At 72.5% G+C, this 20,437-nt stretch carries 16 protein-coding genes; 7 read left to right on the forward strand and 9 right to left on the reverse strand.

The window, feature by feature from the left end; translation table 11 throughout:
* The first annotated feature begins 364 nt into the window (after window positions 1–364).
* The gene (locus WME95_RS24270) at window positions 365–3,259 is read left to right on the forward strand and encodes a hybrid sensor histidine kinase/response regulator (protein ID WP_437910795.1); all 2,895 of its coding nucleotides are present in this window, start codon (window positions 365–367) and stop codon (window positions 3,257–3,259) included.
* Window positions 3,260–3,340: 81 nt separating this feature from the next.
* Window positions 3,341–3,667, forward strand: a complete 327-nt coding sequence (locus tag WME95_RS24275; RefSeq protein ID WP_437283245.1) for a rhodanese-like domain-containing protein — start codon at window positions 3,341–3,343, stop codon at window positions 3,665–3,667.
* Between the two features lie 16 nt (window positions 3,668–3,683).
* Here the strand turns inward: WME95_RS24275 and WME95_RS24280 are convergent, their stop codons facing one another.
* The 5 genes from WME95_RS24280 to WME95_RS24300 all read right to left on the reverse strand — a co-directional run bounded on the left by WME95_RS24280 (window position 3,684) and on the right by WME95_RS24300 (window position 7,615).
* Entirely contained in the window at window positions 3,684–4,007 is a 324-nt protein-coding gene (locus WME95_RS24280; RefSeq protein WP_437555070.1) for a hypothetical protein, read from the reverse strand.
* Window positions 4,008–4,071: 64 nt separating this feature from the next.
* Complete coding sequence (locus WME95_RS24285) at window positions 4,072–6,414, reverse strand: protein kinase domain-containing protein (RefSeq protein WP_437910796.1); 2,343 nt, start codon at window positions 6,412–6,414, stop codon at window positions 4,072–4,074.
* Window positions 6,415–6,780: 366 nt separating this feature from the next.
* Entirely contained in the window at window positions 6,781–6,993 is a 213-nt protein-coding gene (locus WME95_RS24290; protein WP_437910797.1) for a hypothetical protein, read from the reverse strand.
* On the reverse strand, window positions 6,990–7,397 hold the full coding sequence (locus WME95_RS24295; protein ID WP_437910798.1) for a hypothetical protein: 408 nt from the start codon (window positions 7,395–7,397) through the stop codon (window positions 6,990–6,992). The genes WME95_RS24290 and WME95_RS24295 overlap by 4 nt, the downstream gene beginning before the upstream one ends.
* Window positions 7,397–7,615 (reverse strand): hypothetical protein, encoded by a 219-nt coding sequence (locus tag WME95_RS24300; RefSeq protein WP_437910799.1) that lies wholly within the window; start codon window positions 7,613–7,615, stop codon window positions 7,397–7,399. The genes WME95_RS24295 and WME95_RS24300 overlap by 1 nt, the downstream gene beginning before the upstream one ends.
* A gap of 225 nt (window positions 7,616–7,840) precedes the next feature.
* Between WME95_RS24300 and WME95_RS24305 the strand changes: the two genes are divergently transcribed.
* Window positions 7,841–10,417, forward strand: coding sequence for a helicase HerA-like domain-containing protein (locus tag WME95_RS24305; RefSeq protein WP_437910800.1), 2,577 nt, complete (start codon window positions 7,841–7,843; stop codon window positions 10,415–10,417).
* A gap of 165 nt (window positions 10,418–10,582) precedes the next feature.
* Complete coding sequence (gene nudC / locus WME95_RS24310; RefSeq protein WP_437910801.1) at window positions 10,583–11,419, forward strand: NAD(+) diphosphatase; 837 nt, start codon at window positions 10,583–10,585, stop codon at window positions 11,417–11,419.
* Window positions 11,420–11,426: 7 nt separating this feature from the next.
* Here nudC and WME95_RS24315 read toward each other — a convergent pair whose 3' ends face one another.
* From WME95_RS24315 to WME95_RS24325, 3 genes are all read right to left on the reverse strand, one after another.
* Window positions 11,427–12,896, reverse strand: a complete 1,470-nt coding sequence (locus WME95_RS24315) for an MATE family efflux transporter (protein ID WP_437910802.1) — start codon at window positions 12,894–12,896, stop codon at window positions 11,427–11,429.
* A gap of 68 nt (window positions 12,897–12,964) precedes the next feature.
* The gene (locus WME95_RS24320) at window positions 12,965–15,517 is read right to left on the reverse strand and encodes a VWD domain-containing protein (RefSeq protein ID WP_437910803.1); all 2,553 of its coding nucleotides are present in this window, start codon (window positions 15,515–15,517) and stop codon (window positions 12,965–12,967) included.
* A 235-nt stretch (window positions 15,518–15,752) separates the two neighbouring features.
* Window positions 15,753–16,850 carry a Nif3-like dinuclear metal center hexameric protein gene (locus WME95_RS24325; RefSeq protein WP_437910804.1) on the reverse strand — a complete coding sequence of 366 codons (1,098 nt, stop codon included), beginning with the start codon at window positions 16,848–16,850 and terminating at the stop codon, window positions 15,753–15,755.
* Between the two features lie 302 nt (window positions 16,851–17,152).
* Between WME95_RS24325 and WME95_RS24330 the strand changes: the two genes are divergently transcribed.
* The 3 genes from WME95_RS24330 (at window position 17,153) to WME95_RS24340 (ending at window position 19,869) form a co-directional block, all read left to right on the forward strand.
* Window positions 17,153–18,475, forward strand: coding sequence for a ferritin-like domain-containing protein (locus tag WME95_RS24330; protein WP_437910805.1), 1,323 nt, complete (start codon window positions 17,153–17,155; stop codon window positions 18,473–18,475).
* Window positions 18,476–18,608: 133 nt separating this feature from the next.
* Entirely contained in the window at window positions 18,609–19,073 is a 465-nt protein-coding gene (locus WME95_RS24335; RefSeq protein ID WP_437555080.1) for a DUF3565 domain-containing protein, read from the forward strand.
* A 46-nt stretch (window positions 19,074–19,119) separates the two neighbouring features.
* Window positions 19,120–19,869 (forward strand): hypothetical protein, encoded by a 750-nt coding sequence (locus WME95_RS24340; protein ID WP_437910806.1) that lies wholly within the window; start codon window positions 19,120–19,122, stop codon window positions 19,867–19,869.
* A gap of 17 nt (window positions 19,870–19,886) precedes the next feature.
* Here the strand turns inward: WME95_RS24340 and lspA are convergent, their stop codons facing one another.
* Window positions 19,887–20,363 carry a signal peptidase II gene (gene lspA, locus WME95_RS24345; RefSeq protein ID WP_437910807.1) on the reverse strand — a complete coding sequence of 159 codons (477 nt, stop codon included), beginning with the start codon at window positions 20,361–20,363 and terminating at the stop codon, window positions 19,887–19,889.
* Between the last annotated feature and the right edge of the window lie 74 nt (window positions 20,364–20,437).

A 20,437-nucleotide genomic window follows, 5' to 3' on the forward strand; every position in this document is an offset into this window, starting at 1 on the left:
GCCCATGGGCGCGCGCCCACCATGCAGAAGCCTGGTTTCAGCGAGAATGCAAGCAAACTCCTCCATGTCCAGGTCGGATCGCCTGCGACGCGCGATCGGAGCGGGACCGACGCAGCAGGCGCAACCGACACCGCTGTCGCGGTGGCGCAATCGACACAGCAGACGGAAGACGCGGAGCGGACGCAGCAAGCTCCGCCCAGGCAAGCCGGACGAGCAGAGGACGGTGGCGATCGGAGCACCATGCCGCCCGCAGCGTCACGCGATCGTGATAGCGTGGCCGGACGAAACAACAGGGGGAACGCCATGCACACACGGCCGAGCGGGCGGGTGCATGGAGGATCAGAGCGGGCGGCGGATGGGGGAAATGGCCGGACAGCCAGCCTGGGCGACGCGAACGCCCAGCAGGGGGACCGCGCGGATCGACGCGTCGAGCGGGAGGATCCTGCGCGTCAGCAGCTCGCTTTGCCTGCTGCTAGGCTACTCGGAGGGCGAGCTGCTCCAGAAGAAGCTGTCGGATCTCGCGCTGCCGGAAGACCGCGCGGGCTCGCTGGCCGCGTGGCGCTCGCTCCTCGAAGCCGACGAGGAGGAGCTCACCTTCGAGATGAGCTGCCGCTGCAAGGACGGCGGCGTCCGCTCGCTCCACGTGACCGGCGTCTTCGTCCGTGACGTCCGGCAGAGGCCGTATCGCGCGGTGGTGTTCGTCGAGGACATCACCGAGCCGAGGAACGCGGAGGAGCGGGCGCTCGCCGCGGAGCAGGCGCTGGCGGAGAGCGAGGCCAAGCTGCGGAACATCTTCCACAGCAACATGGCCCCGATGGCCTTCTGGACGCATGACGGGCGCATCATCGAGGCGAACGACGCCTATCTGAAGCTCGTGGGCCACACGCGGGAAGAGGTCACGGCCGGCCTGGTCCGCTGGGATGCCGACATGTCGCCGGAGGATCGCGCCGCCGGCGACCGCGCCCTGGCGGAGCTGCGGGCGAGCCGGTGGACGTTCACGCCGTTCGAGAGGACCTATGTGCTGCGCGACGGCACGCGCCTCAAGATGCTGGTGAGCGGCTGTCTGCTGCCCGGTGAGCGGTACGAGGAGGCCGGCTTCGCGATCGTGCTCGACATGACGGCGCTCCGGCAGACGGAGGCGGCGGTCCAGCGGTGCGAGCAGGTCTTCCGCGCCATCGGGGAATCCATCGACTATGGCCTCTGGGTCAGCGACCCGGCAGGACAGAACATCTACAGCAGCCACGCGTTCCTCCAGATGGCCGGGATAAGGCAGGAGGAGTGCTCGGGCCATGGGTGGATCGAGACGCTGCACCCGGACGACCGGCAGAAGGTCGCGATCTTCGAGGAGTGCGTGCGGCGGGGTGAGCCGTTCGAGGAGGAGCTCCGTTACGTCAGCCCTGACGGCGCCGTCCACCCCGTCCTCAACCGGGGCGTCCCGGTCCGCGACGAGCGAGGCGAGATCACCGCCTGGGTCGGCATCTGTCTCGACGTCAGCCGGCTCAAGCACACGGAGGAGGCGCTGCGCGAGAGCGAGGGCCGGCTCCGCGCGGCGCTCGACGAGGCGCAGCGGGTCATCGCCGAGCGCGGGCGCCTGGAGGACGAGCTCCGCGCGCGCGAGCGGGAGCTCGCGTCGCTGATGGCGAACTCGCCCGACGTGATCTACCGCCTGGACCTCGGCCTGCGCTGCACCTTCATGTCGCCCACCTCGTGGACGGTGATGGGGTTCCCGCCGGAGCATTACATCGGCAGGACGCCCCGCGAGAACGGGCTCCCGGCCGAGGTGATCGAGGTGAGCGAGGCCGCGTGCCGCGAGGCGCTCGCGACGGCCAGACCGCAGCGGATGGAGTTCAGCCTCGGCGGGCGGCGGTTCCGCGCCCGGATCATCCCCGAGCTCGGGCCCGAGGGCACCGTGGACTCGTTCATGGGGATCACCGAGGACGTCACCGCGGAGCGGCTGGCCGAGGAAGAGCGCCAGAAGCTGCTCGAGAGCGAGCGCGCCGCGCGCGACGAGGCGGAGCGGGTGAGCCGGGTCAAGGACGACTTCGTCGCGACGCTCTCGCACGAGCTGCGCTCGCCCATCAACGCCATCCTCGGCTGGGCGCGCATCCTGCGGGGCCGGGCGCCCGAGGCGCAGACGCTCGCGCGGGGGCTCGAGGTCATCGAGCGCAACGCGCGGCTCCAGGCCGACATGGTGTCCGAGCTGCTCGACATGAGCCGGATCGTCTCGGGGAAGCTGCGGCTCGACGTGCAGCCGGTCGACCTGCCGACGGTCATCCAGAGCGCGCTCGAGGCGATCCAGCTCGCGGCCGAGACCAAGGGGATCGCGGTCGCCTCGAGCATCGACCCCGAGGCGAGCTCCCTGAGGGGGGATCCCGCGCGGATCCACCAGATCGTCTGGAACCTCCTGTCGAACGCCGTGAAGTTCACGCCCCCGGGCGGGCGGATCGACGTCGCGCTGCGGCGCGCGGGCGCGCACGCCGCGCTGTCGGTGACCGACACCGGGATGGGCATCGCCCCGCAGTTCCTCCCCCACCTGTTCGAGCGCTTCCGGCAGGCGGACGCGTCCTCGACGAGGAAGCACGGCGGGCTCGGCATCGGGCTGTCGATCGTCAAGCACCTGGTCGAGCTGCACGGCGGCACCGTGGAGGTCGCGAGCCAGGGCGAGCATCTGGGCGCGACCTTCACCGTGACGCTTCCGCTCGCCGGCGTCTCGCAGGAGGCGCCCGACGCGGCGGAGCGCCCCAGCGAGGCGTGCGCCGAGGCGCTGGCCGACTACCCGGGCGCGTCGCTCGCCGGCATGCGGGTGCTGGTGGTCGACGATCAGCCCGACGCGCGCGAGGTCGCCCAGCGCGTGCTGGAGGAGTGCGAGGCGACGGTCACGACCGCGGGATCCGCCGCCGAGGCGCTGGCCATCCTTTCGCAGGATCGGCCCGACGTCATCGTCAGCGACCTCGGGATGCCGGGCGAGGACGGCTTCCAGCTCATCCGCAGGGTGCGGGGCCTCGGCGAGGCGCGCGGCGGGGCGACGCCGGCCGTCGCGCTCAGCGCGCTGGCGCGGGCCGAGGACAAGGCGCGGGCGCTCGGCGCCGGGTACCAGGCGCACGTCGCCAAGCCCCTGGATCCGGCGGAGCTCGTCGGGGTGATCGCGGCGCTGGCCAAGGATCGGGCGAGCCAGACGAATCTGACGAATCCGACGAATCCGACGAATCTGACGAATCGAACGAACGAGACGGCTCCGACGGATCGGACGAGCCGATGAGCGGCGGTTGCTCCGGGGGAGCTCCTTGGATTAGGTAGAAGCCTTTACGGCGCCGTCCGCGGCGGGATGGCGAGCACGGTCATGGTCCAACAGATTTCCGTGAAAGAGCTCTTTCTGAAGCTGAAGGCGGGCGAGCCCGTGTACCTCCTCGACGTGCGCACGCCCGGCGAGCACGAGATCGCCGCGCTGCCGGGCAGCACGCTGATCCCGCTGAACGAGCTCGTCGAGCGGGCCGACGAGGTCGCGCCCGGCGAGGGCGCGCTGGTCGTCGCCTACTGCCACCATGGCGTCCGGAGCCTCTCGGCCGCCGCCCTCCTCGAGAAGCTCGGCCACGAGCGCGTCGCCTCGCTCCAGGGCGGCATCGACGCGTGGTCGATCCACATCGACGAGAGCGTCCCGAGGTACTGATCCCCCATCGACGAGCTCAGTTGAGCGAGGCGGCGCCGAGCCGAAAGTAGAGCGATCGGCCTGCGCCGCAAGCGCTGCAGGCGACCTTCGCGACGCGGAGGCGGACGCCGTCGAGCGTCTCGGCCGTGTGGTCTTCCACGCGGAAGGCGCCGCGGCAGCGCGGGCACGGGATCGACCGGGCGGCCACCTCGACCTGCGAGGCCGCGTCGAGGGGGATGGCGCGCCCGGGGGTGTGGCCCGGCTCGAGCAGCGCGAGCCGCTCGATATCGCGGGTGAGCTTCGCCGACGTGCGATCGCTTTCGCGCCGGGCGGCGCGGGCCGAGAGCTTCTTCTTCGCCATGATGCCTGTCCCTGCGGCCCGCCGGTGCGGAGACGCCGCCCGTGCGGGGAGCGCGAGGCCGGGTCTACCGCTTGTCGCGGATCGTCTCCAGGCTTTCGTACACGTCCTCGGCGCCTCCGCCGTACACGTCACGCTCGGGCGAGACGGTGCGCGAGCGGAGGGTGCCGGGCCGCCGCACCTTGGGGGGCCGGACCCCCTGCGGGCGGTGCTCGGAGACCGCCGCGGGGTCGGGCGTCGTCGCGGGAGCGTCGACCGCGGAGGGCGAGTCGGCCCCGGCCGGATCCGCGGGTTGCGAGGGCGCTTCCGGGGCCGGCGCGACGCCGGAGGGCGCGGGCGTGTCGAACGGCGCAGGGCCGGCCGTGCTCGCGAGGGTCATCGGCGCGTCCTGGCCCGCCGGCGACCTCGCGGCCACCGGCGCGCTCGAGCTCGCTGTCCAGCGCGCCGCGCCGAGCGCTACCGCGGCGAGGAGCGTTGCGGCGGCCACGATCCACGCGCCCGCGTTGCGGCGCCAGAGAAACGCGCGGGAGCGCCACCGATCTCGGCGGCGTTCGGTCCCTTCGCGCGGGCTCCAGGCGATCTCCTTCTCGTCGGGCTGGGTCAGCGGCACCGCCCGCTTGCCCGCGCCGAGCTGCTGCAGCGGCGCCCCCCGCTTGCGCGCCATCGTCAGCGTGGGGGAGTCGTCGCGCGCCATCGTCAGCGTGGGGCCGTCCTCGCGCGCCATCGTCAGCGTGGGGCCCTCCTCGCGCGCCATCGTCAGCGTGGGGCCCTCCTCGCGCGCCATCGTCAGCGTGGGGCCTTCCTCGCGCGCCGTCGTCGGCGTCGGCGTCGGACCGTCCTCGCGCGCCATCGTCAGCGTGGGGCCGTCCTCGGGTGCCGTCTTCAGCGCGATGCCGCTGTCCTGCGCCGTCTTCAGCGCGGCGCCGCTGTCCTGCGCTGTCGCCGGCGCGGGGCCGATGTCCTGCGCCATCTTCAGCGCGGCACCGCCGCCCTGCGCTGTCGCCAGCACGGAACCGCCGCCTTGCGCCATCTTCAGCGCGAGGCCGTCGCTTCGGGACATCGTCAGCGTGGGGCCGTCCTCGGAGCTCCCCCCGGGCGAGGACCGGTCGCTCCGCACCATCTTCAGCGTGGGCCTGCTGTCCTGCGCCGGGGTCGTGGGGCCGCCGCTCCGCGCCAGCGCCAGCGAGGGCCGCTCCGCGACGGCCACGAGGGGGAGCGTGCGACGCTCGCTGGACGGCGCGTCGGCGCTGGACGAGGTCGCCGCCGCCGCGCCCGGGCTGGGCAGGGTGGTCACGTGATCGCCGCCGGGCGAGAGCGCCGTCGAGCAGGGACCTGCCCCGGCTCCCGCCCCCTTGTCGGCGTCCGGCAGGGTCGACGACGCGCCCGGGCCGTCGTTGGCCGCGGCGGGGAGCGTGCTCGCGACGCCGTCGCCCGAGGGCCCGACGGGCCGAGACGACGGAAAGGCCTTGCCCCGGGCGATCGCCTCGATCTGCGCCAGGGCGCGGGCGGAGTGCTCCGAGCCGAACGGCGCGAGCTCTCGCGCGAGATCCGCCACGGTCTGGACGCGCAGCTCCGGCTCTTTCTCGAGGCAGCGCAGGATGATGTCCTCGATCCGGGCCGGCAGATCCATCCGGTGCACCCGCGGCGGCGTGGGCGCCTGCATGGCGATGGCGACGAAGAGCGCCGAGATCCTGGACACCTCGAAGGGAAACCGCGCCGTCAGGAGCTGGTAGAGGATGACGCCGAGCGACCAGATATCGGTGCGCGCGTCGACGTCTTTCGAGCACCGCACCTGCTCGGGCGACATGTAGCAGGGGGAGCCGAGCATCATCTCCGACGCCGTGAGCTTGCCGTCGTCCTCGGCGGCGGCCGACTTGGAGAGGCCGAAATCGAGCACCTTGACGATGGGCGCGCCGGTCGCGCCGGTCGTGAGGAAGAGGTTCCCCGGCTTGAGGTCCCGGTGGACGATGCCGCGCGCGTGCGCCTCCGCGATGGCCTCGCAGCCCTGGATCACGTAATCGACCGCCTCGGACACGGGCAAGGGGCCGCGCGCCTCGATCTCCCGCTGGAGATCGCGGCCGCGCAGGTACTCCATGACGAGGTAGGGGACGCCGAGATCGGCCGTGCCGACGTCGATGACGCGGGCGACGTGCTCGCTGCGGATCGCCGCCGCGGCGCGCGCCTCACGCAGGAAGCGGGCGCTCGCGCCGGGCAGCGTCATCGCCCGGGGGAGGAGGAACTTGACGGCGACGCGCTGGCGCAGCGAGACATGCTCGGCGGCGAAGATGACGCCCATGGCGCCCCGGCCGAGGCTGCGCTCGAGGCGGTATTTCTGCGCGAAGACCTCGCCTATCGCTGGGATGCCCGCCGTCGACGCGGGGGCCTCCGGTTCCGATGGCCCGACCTCCATGGGCACACTATAGCCGCGCTCGCCCATTTTTTGACGCGAAGATGCGGGGCGCCGGGGGTGGGGGCGGCCGGATGCGGGGGCAGCGGAACGCGGTCGCGAGGGTCGCCGTAGGCGGGCCGCGCACCTTCCATCACTCCCATGGTGGGCGCCATCGGCCACGCGCGGCTCGCGAGGCCCAGACGTCCTCACGCGCCCCCCCCCGCGCTCGCCCCTGGCAGCTACCGCGGCCCTGGGAGCAGCCCTGCCGCGACCAACAACCGTCGCTCCGCGCGCCGGCGCCGGTGGTTGAGCTGGAGCAGGCGCACCGTCACCCGTGCCACGGCGGACTTCGGGACGAGCACCCCTCCATCAAGTTCCCGCGACGCATCATCGCTTGCGAGGACGAGTCTTCTTCTTGACCTTCATCGGAGTCCGCTGGCTGAGCAACTTCACGAGATCGGTCACGAGCTCCGGCGCGTCCAGCGCCTCGGCAAACTCACGAACCGTCGAGACAACCCACTTCTCGTCAACATCGGCATGCGCGCTCAGGATGGATTCGATGTCCACCATGTCGCGCGAGCGATGGGCTATAGCCTTCATGACGAGGAGATCCTCGGGCACTGGAAGCGGAACGCGCAAACCGCCCAGATCCGTGGGGACTGCGCGACGAACCGCGTTCTCCTCGAACGGCAAGGCCCCATCGAGAGGTCGATGGGAACACCGGATCGGTCATGTCGAAGCAGAAGGACGCGGGAGTTGAGGGCGAACCCCAGCGCATCTGGGATGCGGGGAACGATGCCATGCCGCTCCCCGTCGGCCAGGAAGACGGGCCACTCGCTGTGGTTCGGAAGCCACGCGACGACATCCACGTCTCTCGTCGTGCGCGGCTTACTCAGGATCGACACCGCGACCCCGCCGATGATCCGCATGGGGACGCCGGATGCCTCTGACCAGGCGAGGAGCGCGCGTACCGCGTCCTCGAGCTCCGCCAGCGAGCGGCTCATCAGACACCCAGGCGCTCTGCGAGCAGGTTCCAGCGCCGGCGCACCTGCTCCACCTCCTTGTCTGCATCGATCGAGCCACCGAGTCCCCGGGCCACTCCCATGAGCATCGCGAGGTCGCAGAACTTCCTGGCCGGAGACATCGCCTCGAGCTCTTCCTGCTCGACCTCCGCCACCATCTCCCAGCGCTTCTTGTAGGCCCGGATGTCGTCCGCGTTCATCCGTAGATCGTACCACCGAGTGGCACGCTCGACGTCAGATCGTCGCTCTCTCCCGGGATTGACCGCGCGCCGTGCCGACACGCTCCCGTTTCTCCCGACGTTGTAGAGCCGTGTGCCTCATGGATCCGGAGACTCCCCGCCCTGCACGCTCGCCAAGCGTCACCGCGCACCCCCGCCCCCACCAGCATTGCGACAGCCCTCTCGCCATGGCACGAGCCCGCCCTCATGCCGACCCGCCCCTTCACCCTGGGCCGCTCCCGCCCGCTCTCGGGCGATCCCGGCGCCGCCGGCGCGCGCCCGTTCGAGCTCCCGGCGCACCACCTCGTGACCCACGGCGTGGTCGTCGGCATGACCGGCAGCGGTAAGACCGGGCTCGTCATGGTCCTCGTCGAGGAGGCGCTGCGCTCGGGCGTCCCGGTGCTCATGGTCGACGTGAAGGGCGACCTGCCCAACCTGCTCTTCACGTTCCCCGAGCTCTCCGCGGCCGAGTTCGAGCCGTGGATCGACCCCTCCGCCGCCGCGCGCGACGGCCGCTCGACGACCGACGTCGCCGAGGGGCTCGCGGCGCGCTGGCGCGACGGCCTCGCCTCCTCGGGGCTCGGGCCAGCCGACGTCGCCGCGCTCCGCGCCCGCATGGCCCCGCGCCTGCTGACGCCGGGCACCACGGCGGGCGAGCCGGTCCACGTGCTGTCGGCGCTCGAGACCCCTTCCCCGCTCTGGGACGAGGACGAGGAGGCCGCCCGCGAGGCGCTCTCGGCCTCGCTGTCGCTCCTGCTCCGGCTCGTCGGCCGCGACCCGGATCCGGCCCGGAGCCGCGAGCACGTGCTGCTCGCGCACCTCGCCGAGCGGCGGCTGCGCGGGCGGCGGGCCGCGGGGCTCGAGGAGCTGCTCGCGGACCTGGCCGATCCGCCGATCGCCGCCGTGGGCGCCCTCGGCGTCGACGAGTTCTTCGCCCCCAAGGAGCGCCAGGCGCTCGCCCGCGAGCTCAACACCCTGCTCGCCTCGCCCACGTTCGCCACGTGGCGCAAGGGCGCGCCGCTCGACGTCGCGGCGTGGCTCGCGCCGCAGGCCGGCGGCAGCGGCGGCGGCAAGACCCCGGCGGTGATCGTCAGCGTCGCGCACCTCGACGACGACGAGCGGCTCCTCGTCCTCGGGCTGCTGTTCGATCAGCTGCTCTCGTGGGTGCGCGGCCTCTCGGGCACGAGCGACCTGCGCGCCCTCGTGGTCTTCGACGAGGTCTTCGGCTTCTTGCCCCCGCACCCGGCGAACCCGCCCACGAAGCGGCCGCTGCTCGCGCTGCTGAAGCAGGCGCGCGCCTTCGGGGTCGGCGTCGTCCTCGCCACGCAGAACCCGATGGACCTCGACTACAAGGCGCTCTCGAACGCCGGCGCGTGGTTCGTGGGCCGGCTCCAGACCGACGCCGATCGCGAGCGCGTCGTCGAGGGGCTCTCGGGCGCGGACGGCGGCGCCGGCGGCGTCGAGGCCGCGGCCCTCTCGGCCACGCTGAAGGCGCTCCCCCCGCGCACGTTCTTCGTGCGCGACGTCCACATGCAGCCGCCGTCGTTCCTCGCCGAGACGCGCTTCAGCCTGTCGTGGCTGCGTGGCCCGGTCACCCGGCGCGAGATCGGCCGCCTCGTCCGGAGCATCTCCCCTCCCCCGCCCGCGCCCGATCCGGCGCGCGCTTCTCTCGATTCCAGGTCTGTACATCCAGCTCCCAGGGCCGATTCTCTCGATCCCAGGCCTGCATCTCCCGATCCGAGGCGCGCTTCGCCCGCTCCGTCGAGCCCCGCCCAGCGCGCGCCCGTGGGCCCGGGCGGGACGGTCGTGCTCGACCCGCGCCACACGCCCGCCGCCCCGCAGCCCGCGCGGCGCAGCGCGGCGGCTCGTGCGGACGCCGGCGCCCGCGCGCCGGCGCCGCCGCCCCCGGCAGCGACGGCGCCCCCGCCAGCGCCCGATGGATGGCGGAGCCTCTACGCGCACGCCCCTGCCGCCGCGCCGGAGGGCTTCCGTTACGTCCCCTGGGTTGCTGTCTCCGTGATTGCCCACCTGCGCGACACGAAGCTCGGCGTCGCCCTCAACCGGAGCCAGCTCCTCGCCGCCCCGCTCCTGCCCGACGGCAAGCCGGATCTCTCGCGCGTCTCCCGGCTCGACGCCTCGCTGCTCGCCACATCGCCCGCCGCGGGCGCCCGCTTCGCCGAGCTGCCTGCCCCGCTCGCGAAGCGCGCCACCGCGCAGGCCGCGGCGCGCGCGCTCCGGGAGCACGCCTACCGCACGACCGAGGCCGCCGTGGCCGTCCACAAGGAGCTCGGGCTCACGCAGGACGATGGCGAGCCCCTCGAGGCGTTCGCCGCCCGCTGCCGCGCCGCCGCGGCCCGGCTCGCCGCCGCCGAGCAGCAGCAGGTCGTCGGCCGGTTCGCGCCGAAGATCGCGCGCCTCGGCGAGCGCATCGCCGCCGCGAAGGCGCGGTATGGCCAGGCCGAGGCCGAGGTGGCCGCGCTCCCCGGCGCAATGGGCGCCGCGCTCCTCGGGCTCGTCGCCGGCCGGGACACCGCCCGGCGCGCCGGGACCCAGCGCGACAAGGCCGCCGCGAAGCTCGAGCGCGCGCGGCAGGAGTGGACCGAGGCGGACGCCGCGCTCCGCGATCTCCACGCCGCGCAGGCCGCCGAGCTCGCGACGCTGGAGCAGCTCCCCCTCCGCGCCGGCGAGGGCATCGAGACGAAGCGCCTCGTCCCCAAGAAGAACGACGTCGAGGTCGCGTTCGTGGCGCTCGCCTGGGCCGCGACGCTCGCCGGCCCCGCGTGAGCCCGCGGCGCTTGAACCGCGACGCGACGCCCGCACCTCCTCCTCCCGCGACGTCGCGGTATCCCTCCCTCCATCGAGGCGCTAGGCTCCCCTGCATGCAGCCGATCGGCGCACCTGAGCGACGCCTCGACGGGGAGCCCGCGCGGCTCTGCCCCAGGTAACGCCATGCCGTCCTCCCGCTTCCGCGCCGGGCTCGGCCGTCCGAGCTCGGCGCCCGCCGAGATCGCGTGGTTCGCGTTCCACGGCGACGATCTCCTCGTCCGCGCGCCGAGCGACGGCGGCCATCGCTTCGACATCCCGATCGCGGCCGATCTCGCCGACCTCGGCGTCTCCGTCACGCGCGCGCAGCCGCTCGGCGAGCTCGACGGGCGCGCCTGCCGCTCGGCCGAGCTCGCGCAGGGCGCGCCGGCGCCGGCGGGGTACGCCTACGTCTCGCTGCGGCGCCTCCACGGGCGCATCGATCCGGAGCTGTTCGAGATCGCGGGCACGGCGTACCAGGTGCAGCACTGGGACAGGGCGCACCAGTACTGCGCTGCGTGCGGCGCCGCGCTCGAGGCGGGGCAGGACGAGCGCGTGAAGCGCTGCGTCCGCTGCGCGAGCAACTACTTCCCCCGGATCACGCCGGCGACGATCGTGCTCGTCGAGGACGGCCCGCGCGTCCTGATGACGCGCCAGGCGCGGTTCCCTGCGGGCATGTACGGCCTCGTCGCCGGGTTCGTCGAGCCTGGCGAGACGCTGGAGACCTGCGTCGCGCGCGAGGTCCACGAGGAGACGGGCGTCGACGTCGCCGACATCGTCTATTTCGGCAGCCAGCCGTGGCCCTTCCCCCACCAGATCATGGTCGGGTTCACCGCGCGCTACGCCGGCGGCGAGCTCCGCGTCGACACGCGCGAGCTCGAGGACGCGCGCTGGTTCCACCGCGACGCGCTGCCGCTCCTCCCGCCGCCGCTCAGCATCGCCCGGAAGCTCATCGAGGCCTGGCTCGCGCGGCCGGCGCGGTAGCGGCGCCTCAGACGCGCCGCAGCTTCCACGCGCCGCGGCGGAACACGAGCCCGCCCGCGAATGCGAACGTCGAGAACGCCACCGCGATCGCGACGAACACGCCCGCCGGGCCGAGCCCCGCGGCGCCCGCGAGGCCCCAGGCGAGCGGGATCTCCCAGAGCCAGAAGCAGGCGAAGTTCAGGAGCGTGGGCGTCCAGGTGTCGCCGGCGCCGTTGAACGCCTGCGTGAACACCAGGCCGAAGCCGTAGAACAGGAACCCGCACGAGAGGATCCGCAGCGTCTGCGTGCCGAACCGGAGCACCTCGGCGTCGTCCGAGAACGCGCCGACGATGGCGCGCGCGCCCACCGCGAAGACGACGCCCACCGCGCCGAGCATGACGGTGGTCCAGATGCCCGCGCGGTACACGGCGGCCTCGGCCCGGTCGGGGCGCCCCGCGCCAAGGTTCTGCCCGACCAGGGTCGCGGCGGCGTTCGAGAGCCCGAGCGCCGGCAGGATCGCGAACACGATGACGCGCATCCCGATCGTGTAACCGGCGAGCGCCGCGCTCCCGAAGGGCGCGATGATGCGCACCAGGCCGCTCCAGCTCGCCATGCCGATGACGTTTTGCAGCGCGCCGTTCGCGAAGAGCCGGAGCAGCGCCGCGAGCGCCCCCGGGTCGGGGACGAGGTGCCGCGCTCGCACCTTCACCCGGCCGCTGCCGCGCGCGAGGAAGAAGACCTGCAGCGCGACGCCGGTCCCGCGGCCAAGGGTCGTCCCGACCGCCGCGCCGGCCACCCCGAGCTCCGGGAACGGGCCGAGGCCGAAGATGAGGCACGGGCCGAGCGCCATGTTCAGCGCGTTCGAGAGCCAGAGCACCCGCATCGACAGCGCCGCGTCGCCCGCCCCGCGGAAGATCGCGTTGATGACGAACAGCATCAGGATCGTCGCGTTGCCGAGCAGCATGATCGAGGCGAACGGCGCGCCGATCGCGATCACCCCGGGCGTCGCCCCCATCGCCGCGAGCAGCCGCGATCCGAGCAGCGCGCCGACCGCCGAGATCGGCAGCGAGATGAGCAGGCCGAGCACGATCGCCTGCCCCGCCATGGCGGCCGCCTCCTCGTGGCGCCCCTCGCCGACCCGCCGCGCGACCGTCGCGGACGCGGCGACCGCGAGGCCCATCGCAATGGCGTAGACGAGCGCGAGGAGCGACTCCGTGAGCCCGACGGCGGCGACGGCGTCGGCGCCGAGCCGCGAGACCCAGAAGACGTCGACCACGACGAAGAGCGACTCCATGAGCATCTCCATGACCATCGGGATCGCGAGCAGCGCGATGGCCCGGTCGATGGAGCCGGTGGTGAAGTCGTGCTCGCCGCCGCGGACCGCGTCGCGGAGCGTCGACCAGACGCCCGCGCCGCGGCGCGAGCCGGGCGAGGGCGGCGAGGGACCAAGAGCGTCCGCGCGCAGGTCGGGGGCGGGTGGCGTGCCGTGGTCGCGCATGAGGGCCGGCAAGCTGATCGCTGCAAGCCGCTTCGTCCAGCGGCTTCGCTGGCCGCGCGCGGTTCACCTCACGGCCCGACGGGGTTCACCGGCCCATAGAGCTCGATTTCCGAGACGGAGTACGACGCGTCTCCGGAGGTCGCCCGGATCCTCGCGTAGCGAGCCTCGACCCTCTCCGGGAGAGCATGGGCCGGCCGCGTGCGCGTCCCGCCCCCCCCGAACGTGGGCACGGCCGCCAGCGGGACCCACGTCGCCCCATCCGTGGACGACTCGACGAGGTACTCGTCGTTGTTGTCGGCCTGCACGACGACGCGAGCGAGGGAGTAGATCGCTCCCAGGTCCACCGTGAGCGACGTGCCCTCGGGGGTGACCACGGAATACATCGGATCATCCCAGGGCTGACCTTCCGGCGCGAACATCGCATCGGTGACGAACTGCAGATCTCCTCGAGGCGCTCCGTCCGCCGTGACGGGCCTCGCGGCTGCGAGGTTGACGAGCACCTCGAAGGTCGAGCTCGGAGGCTGGGCCGCCGCGACGCTGGAGGCATAGCTTGGATCACCGCTCAGCGCGACGTCGAGGGTGCACCACTCCAGGAGCGTGGGGTCCGTGACGCCCCGGTCGCTGCAGACCTGCCTCGCCGACGCGCGCTGGTCGTCCGGCACATCGCGGAGCAAGGCGGGCCGCTCGGGGAGCGTCCGATCCGTGAAGGTGTCGGTGCTCTCTCCCTCGGCATAGTCGAACAGAGACTCCTCCCGGGCGACCCTCCAGCTCTCGGCGAAGGAGGCATAGAGCTCCTGGAACGTCGGCGAGATCAGGACCGCGCCGGTGCGCGTGGCGACGTCGTCGGAGCCATCGTCGTTGAAGTTGCCGAACACCCCGCGAACCTGCCCTCTCCGTGATGGCGGAAGCAGGACCCGAAGATCGAGGTGATCCGCGGCCACCGTGATCTCGGCTCGCTCGCCGTCGGCCGAAGGCCAGAGGAGCGTGTACTTGGTGCTCTCGAGGAGCACCTGGCCTCCACCGGCCAGGGTGATGGCGGCGCCGTCCGCGAGGGCCGTCGCGGTTCCATTCACATAGAGCGGAGGCGATCTCCCCGCATAGAGCGCGACGCGGTCGGCGCCCAGCGTGGTTGCCACGGCCGTGTTGACGGAGACGCGACGCGATGCGCCCAGAGATCCCTGGCGGGCTTGAACGACGAGCGGTGCTCCCGAGGTGGATTCGAGGACGACGAACTCGCCGACCGCCTGGAAATCGTAGGCCAATCCATCGAACGTGACGATGTGGGGGTCACCCACGGCGGACGCGCCAGGCATCCCTCCGCTCGATCCTCCTGCCCCGCTGCCCGAGCCCGATCCGCTGCCGGCGCCACCTGCCCCGCTGCCGGCGCCTGCACCGCTGCCGCCTCCACCGTCGCCGCCGGCACCCCCTGCTCCACCGGCGGCACCTGCTCCGCCGCTGCCGCCTGCCCCGTCGCCGCCGGCGCCCCCTGCCCCGCCGCTGCCGCCTGCACCGTTGCCGCCATCTCCCCCTGCCCCGCCGCTGCCGCCTGCACCGTTGCCGCCGGCGCCCCCTGCCCCGCCGCCCCCACCTCCATCTCCCCCAGGGCACCAGCCCGCCTTGCGCTTCAGCTCGTCGAGCGCGACCGACTCCGTCCCATCCGGCTTGTAGAGATAGAACCCCCGGCCTTCGTTGTCGTAGAGCTGCCAGTAGAACGCTGCAGCCAGCCGCCCACCCCGTGCGACGTTCAGCACATTGTTGATGCGACGTCGCACCTCGGCCTCTGGATATTCCAGCTCCGGCAGGCCGAACTCGGAGAGGATGATCCGCCCGTTGCCGAGGGCCATCGGATCCGTCGGAAAGGTCGGCAAATCGGCCAGCTCAGGCACGAGTCGAATGAACGCGTTACGTTGCGCCACGTCGGCATAGAGAAAGTCGAGCGCCTGGGTCAAGGCCATCTGCGTCTGGGCGTCGTTCACCCCCTGCAGCATGGCGTCGTACGACGAGTAACTCACCATGTCCGGCCCGATGAACGGCAGGAGGTGCGACAGGCGCAGCTGCTCGCCATTGCACTCGAGTCCCAGCGCCTCGCGCACGCGGTTGACCTCCACCGCGAAGTAGACCTTGACGTCCGAAGCCACCGCGGCACGAGCCTGCGCGACCCCCTCCTGCTTCGCGCGAAACCACTCAATCGCCTTCTTCACGTCTGCCGCTGGCGGCTGGGGCAAGCAGCTCGCCTGAGCGCGGAGGAACAGCCAGTCGCCCTCCCAGTTCTTGATGATGAACGTCTTTTTCGTTCCGTTGTACTCTTCGAGGAGGTAGCGAGCGAGCTCGTAATGCTGTCGTTTCTCGAGCTGCAGCACCGTCTCCGGCGTGCCGGTGCTGCCTCCGTGGTACATGTTCTCGATGTACCTCCCCGGCCCGGTCATGGCGGAGACGCTCATCGCAACCAGACCGAGGTTGGGGTCGCCGAGCGCGCGGGTGACGAAGGGCCGCTGCGCCGCCTCCAAGGGACTGCTGACCGAGAGCCACCTTTCGGAGTCGACGGTCCCTTCGTGGGTCGACTTGTCGGGACGGAGCGAGACGTGAATTGCCCGCGCGCCGAGCTGGCGAGCACGGTCCACCCCCTCGGTGAAGACGTTGACAGACGCATCGTGTCGGTACAGTGCTCCCTGGTTGGCGAACCCGATGAGAGGCGCATCCGTGCATGAGCCGGGCTCGGGGCGAGACGATCCAGAACAAGCAGCGGGAGCGATCCCGGCGACAGCAAGCAGGAGTTTAAACACCGTACGCATATGCAGAATGTGCCTTCTTCGCCCGTTGGGGCGGCGATACGACCCAGGTCAAGGTAGCCGCGCCTCAGCGGATCGAGAACGGATCCCGGTCGCGCGCGCTGAGGGCGACGCGCAGCGACGGCACCGCGGCGCGCAGGCGCTCGGCGAGGCGCTTCAGCGCGGCGCGCTCGCTGTTCGAGTGCAGCGCGCACACCACGGTGACACCCGCGCTCGCCGCGCGGAGGGCGTCGTGGTGGCGCAGCTCGCCGGTCAGGTAGAGCTCGGCGCCCTGTGCGATGGCGTCTTCGAGGAGCCCGCCGCCCGCGCCGGCGCACGTGGCCGCACGGGAGACGGCGCGCTGCTCGGGGCCGGCCACGAGCAAGGCGTCGACCCCGAGGCCCTCCTTGATGCGGCCGAGCAGCTCGGAGACCGGCGTCGCGCCGGCGAGCGGCCCGATCCGACCGATGCCGGCCCTGAGCGGCTCGGCGGCGAGCTCGACGAGGTCGAACGCCACCTCCTCGTAGGGGTGCGCTGCGCGCATCGCCTGCACGACCGCGGCGGTCCTGTCGCGGGGGAAGACCATCTCCAGCCGCACCTCGGGGACGCGCTCGAGCCGGCCCTTCTCGCCGACGGTGGGGTTCGCGCCCTTCTCCCCGAAGAACGTGCCCGTCCCCAGCGTGCGGAAGCTGCAGCGCGAATACCGGCCGATCTGGCCCGCGCCCGCCTCGGCGAGGGCGTCGGCCACCGCGTCGGCGTGATCCTCCGGGACGAAGACGACGAGCTTGTGCTGCCACGCCTTGGAGGGCGCCCTCCTGAGCGGCGCGCGGTCCGGCGAGATACCGAGCGCGTCGGCGAGGACATCGTTGGTGCCGCCCTCGGCGACGTCGAGCGCGGTGTGGGGCGAGTAGAGCGCAATGCCGTCGCGGATGGCCGCGAAGATGGGGCTCGGCGCGACCACGCGCTTCACGGCCTCGAAGAGGGGCGGATGGTAGGCGACGACGAGATCGCAGCCGAGATCGCGCGCCTCCCGGGCGACCTCGGGGGTGTAATCGATGGCGAGGAGCGCCGCCGACGAGGGCCGCGCCGGGTCGCCCGCGAGCAAGCCGACGTTGTCCCAGGACTCCGCGAACCGGAGCGGCGCGATCGACTCGAGCGCTGAAAGGACGTCTCGGAGGAGGGTCATGAGCGCCTCTATACCAGCGGCGACCGCGGTTCGGTGCGCAGCGGCGACGCGGCAACCGCGGAGCCGAGCTCCGCGCGACGGCGGCGCCGAGCACAGCCGGAGGCGCCGCGCGCCGGGACCCGGGCGGCCGGCTCGACGCCAGGCGGGCGCAGCGCAGCGCGACGTCGACGCGCGCACGGGTCACGCCGCCCGCGAGGGCTCGCCGCGGCACCAGCGCAATCGATGCAGACCAGGCCTGTGCCATGCTGTGCCGGGCATCCCCGCGCTGAGAGGCTGCGCCCGCGGATCCTGCGCTGGTATGGATGCTGCTGTTCTCTGGCACCATGGCCAGTCCCCCCTCTTCTCCGGCTCAATTCCGGATCGCGCTCGCTCACCAGCTGACACGCGCGATCCTCGCCACCGCGACGCTCAACGTGGCAGTTGGAGGCGCCGCCTGCGGCGGCGACGTCACCCTGGAGCGCGCGTCGGGCGGAGGCGGTGGCCCCGCGTCGGGCGACGAGAGCTCGGGGGCGCGCGGAGGGATGGGCGGGAATGGCGGGCCAGGCGGCGATTCCTTCACGTCAATCCAGGCAGGCGGTGTGCAGTGGACCGAGGAGGGAACGGTCTGTGTCGCCCTGGGGCCCTCGGGACAGGGAGGACAGGGCGGTGTCGGGGGAGCTGCCGGCGAAGGGGGGACTGCGGGCGAGGGCGGCATCGGCGGCTCACCCGCGGTCACGTGCCCGACCTTCGACCCCTACGGCTCCTCCGTCCCGGGGTCGCCGCCCGGTGCGCCCGCGGGGTGCTGGTACACAAGCCTCGGTGAAGGCGTCCTCCAAGGCAGCGAGTGCTGCTACGAGTTCGTCGCGACCTGCGGCGGCACAGGTCGCCCGTTCCTCGTGGGCGAGCGCGCGCGCACGGCGCGGGCAGAGCGGCGAGCGGCGAGCGGGTGGTGCGCCGCGGCGCCCCCGGACGTGGCGGCGCTGACGCAGTCGACCCGCGCCGCGCTGGCCGAGGCATGGCTCCGCGACGCCTTGCTCGAGCACGCGTCGGTCGCCTCCTTCGCTCGGTTCTCGCTGGAGCTGATGGCGGTCGGGGCCCCCCCGGACATGCTCGCGGCCGCGCACGAGGCCGCGGGCGACGAGGTGCGCCACGCGGCGCTCTGCTTCGGCCTGGCGAGCGCGTACGCCGGCGCGGCGCTCGCGCCGGCGCCGTTCGCGTTCGGCGGGCGGGTCGAGGTCGCCTCGGGCCTGCCCGAGCTCGCGGCGCGCGCCGTCCGCGAGGGCTGCGTCGGCGAGACGCTCGCCGCCGTGCAAGCCAGCGAGCAGCGCTCGCGCGCCGCCGACGCCGCGGTCCGGAGCGCCCTTGCCACGATCGCCGAGGACGAGGCCCGGCACGCCGAGCTCGCGTGGCGCTTCGTGGCCTGGGCGCTCCAGACGGGCGGCGAGCCGGTGCGCCGGGCGGTCTCCGAGGCCTTCGAGGCGGCCCTCGCCTCGCCTCCTCCGGCCGCCACGGCGCCGGACGCCGAGGCCGACGCCCTCGCCGCCCACGGGCGCCCTGACGGCGCGGCGCTGGCCGCCTCTCACCGCGGCGCGGTCGCGGAGGTCATCGCGCCTGCGATGCGCGCGCTGCTGGGCGCGTGGTCCTAGCGAGGCCGCGATCCGACGTGTACCGGAAGGTGGAACGTGGAAGATGGACGATGCGCAGGCGCAGCTCGCTCCGCACACGCCGCACGCAGATCGAGTGGAAAAACATCCAGAAGACGGTCAGTAGATCGAGACGATGCGCCGAACGATCACAGGCTACCATCAGGACGATGTGAACGATTGGGTGGCCGAGCTGAGCTGTGGACATGGCCAGCATGTCCGGCACAAGCCGCCGCTCTTCTTGCGCCCCTGGGTCGTCACGTCCGAGGGCCGCGCATCGATGCTCGGCACCGAGCTCGACTGCGTGCGCTGCGATCGGCTCGAGATGCCCGACGGGCTGGTCGCGTACAAGCGCACGGCCGAGTTCGACGAGGTCACGATCCCTTCCGGCCTGCGAAAGAACCATTCCACCAAGCCCGGCGTATGGGGGGTGATCCACGTGATCTCGGGGCGGCTGCGCTACCGGATCGATGGGCTCGGCGGTCGAGAGCTCTCTCTCGATCCAGAGAGCCCAGGGATCGTCGTCCCCGAGGTGCTGCACCACGTCGACCCCGACGGCCCGGTGCGGTTCTTCGTGGAGTTTCGACGCAAGGGCGGGTAACCCGGCCCGCTGAATGGGACGGTCGCACCGAGCGTTCTGGGTCCTCATGAGCCGATCCTCCATCGCCCTGCTGGTCGCCGCCGTCATCGGGTGTAGCCCGCCTTCTCCCACCCCGTCGGCGAGCGTCTCCGCGGCTCCTGCAGAGCCAGGCCGAGCTCCGGCGCCCGGCGCGACCACGCCCCCGGCCGGCACCTCCGCCGTGGAAAGCCCGGCGCCCGCGGCAGCACCCCAGGCCGCCACCGACACCGCCGACGGCTCCAAGGCGAGCCTCGACGATCCGCGGATCCAGAAGATCAGGGCCCGGTATCAGGACATCCAGGCCCGCAAGGACCTCACGCGAAGCGAGCTCCGCTTCGAGTGCGCCGGCGCCGAGGGACGCGGCGAGCTCCGGCTATACCAGGCGGACGGCGCGATCCAGAAGGCGGAGATCGCGTCCGCCGACGCGGGGCACGGCGAGTCGACGTACCAGTTCTACTACGACCATGGCCAGCTGGTCTTCGCGCTGCACGACGACGGATCCTGGGCCTTTGACGGGACGAGGGGTACGCCGGACAAGCCGGCGACGACGAGCAGCGTCACGCAGCGCCGGTACTATGTGCACGAAGGCGAACCCGTGCTCTGCATCAAGAAGCACGCGAAAGGTCCCACGGAGGAGCTCGGCCCCTTGCTGGAACAGGCGCCCAACCGGCCTGACGATTGCTCCAGGGCCAAGAAGACGCAGCAGATCGCCTCCGCCGCCCTGGCGGGCACGAAGCCCAAGACCACGGATGAGCTCAAGAAGCTGCTCTGCAACTGAGCCCAGCTGCGCTACTCTCAGGACACCTCGCGTGGCTCCTGGCGCGCGCGCCGGAACATCGCGATCCCGAGCAGGATCCCGCCCGCCACGATGGCGATGTCAGCGACGTTGAACACCGGCCAGCGGTGAAGGTGGATGAAGTCGATGACGTAGCCGCGGACGCCGCGATCGATCGCGTTCCCGACCGCGCCGGCGACGATGAGCGCGTACCCGGCCTGCTCGGTGACCGACGCGCGGCGGCTGCTCCACCAGCCCAGGAGCACCACGCCGAGGACTACCATCGAGCACACCAGGAGGACCGCCACCTTCGCCGGCGACTGGATGCCCCGGAGCAGGCTGAAGGCCATGTCGTGGTTCTCGGCGTAGCGGAGATCGAGCACCCCCGGCACGATCGACAGGGGACCTCGTCGCTCGAGCGCGGCCTGCGCGACCGCCTTGGTCGCATGATCGCACCCCACCAGGGCCAGCGTGAACAGAATCAGGGCCCAGCCCATCACACGTCGCGCCATGGCCGACGGAACACGGCGCCCTGGCGGTTTGTTCCCGGTCTCTCGCTCGAGAGAGGACG

Source organism: Sorangium sp. So ce327 (genome assembly GCF_051530205.1).
Classification (GTDB): domain Bacteria; phylum Myxococcota_A; class Polyangia; order Polyangiales; family Polyangiaceae; genus Sorangium; species Sorangium cellulosum_B.

Bases quoted from the DNA above. Each gene is read 5' to 3' on its own strand.
- WME95_RS24270 (WP_437910795.1), top strand. From the start codon at position 365: ATGGCCGGACAGCCAGCCTGGGCGACGCGAACGCCCAGCAGGGGGACC.
- WME95_RS24275 (WP_437283245.1), top strand. From the start codon at position 3,341: ATGGTCCAACAGATTTCCGTGAAAGAGCTCTTTCTGAAGCTGAAGGCG.
- WME95_RS24280 (WP_437555070.1), bottom strand. From the start codon at position 4,007: ATGGCGAAGAAGAAGCTCTCGGCCCGCGCCGCCCGGCGCGAAAGCGAT.
- WME95_RS24285 (WP_437910796.1), bottom strand. From the start codon at position 6,414: ATGGAGGTCGGGCCATCGGAACCGGAGGCCCCCGCGTCGACGGCGGGC.
- WME95_RS24290 (WP_437910797.1), bottom strand. From the start codon at position 6,993: ATGAAGGCTATAGCCCATCGCTCGCGCGACATGGTGGACATCGAATCC.
- WME95_RS24295 (WP_437910798.1), bottom strand. From the start codon at position 7,397: ATGAGCCGCTCGCTGGCGGAGCTCGAGGACGCGGTACGCGCGCTCCTC.
- WME95_RS24300 (WP_437910799.1), bottom strand. From the start codon at position 7,615: ATGAACGCGGACGACATCCGGGCCTACAAGAAGCGCTGGGAGATGGTG.
- WME95_RS24305 (WP_437910800.1), top strand. From the start codon at position 7,841: ATGCCGACCCGCCCCTTCACCCTGGGCCGCTCCCGCCCGCTCTCGGGC.
- nudC (WP_437910801.1), top strand. From the start codon at position 10,583: ATGCCGTCCTCCCGCTTCCGCGCCGGGCTCGGCCGTCCGAGCTCGGCG.
- WME95_RS24315 (WP_437910802.1), bottom strand. From the start codon at position 12,896: ATGCGCGACCACGGCACGCCACCCGCCCCCGACCTGCGCGCGGACGCT.
- WME95_RS24325 (WP_437910804.1), bottom strand. From the start codon at position 16,850: ATGACCCTCCTCCGAGACGTCCTTTCAGCGCTCGAGTCGATCGCGCCG.
- WME95_RS24330 (WP_437910805.1), top strand. From the start codon at position 17,153: ATGCTGCTGTTCTCTGGCACCATGGCCAGTCCCCCCTCTTCTCCGGCT.
- WME95_RS24335 (WP_437555080.1), top strand. From the start codon at position 18,609: ATGCGCCGAACGATCACAGGCTACCATCAGGACGATGTGAACGATTGG.
- WME95_RS24340 (WP_437910806.1), top strand. From the start codon at position 19,120: ATGAGCCGATCCTCCATCGCCCTGCTGGTCGCCGCCGTCATCGGGTGT.
- lspA (WP_437910807.1), bottom strand. From the start codon at position 20,363: ATGGGCTGGGCCCTGATTCTGTTCACGCTGGCCCTGGTGGGGTGCGAT.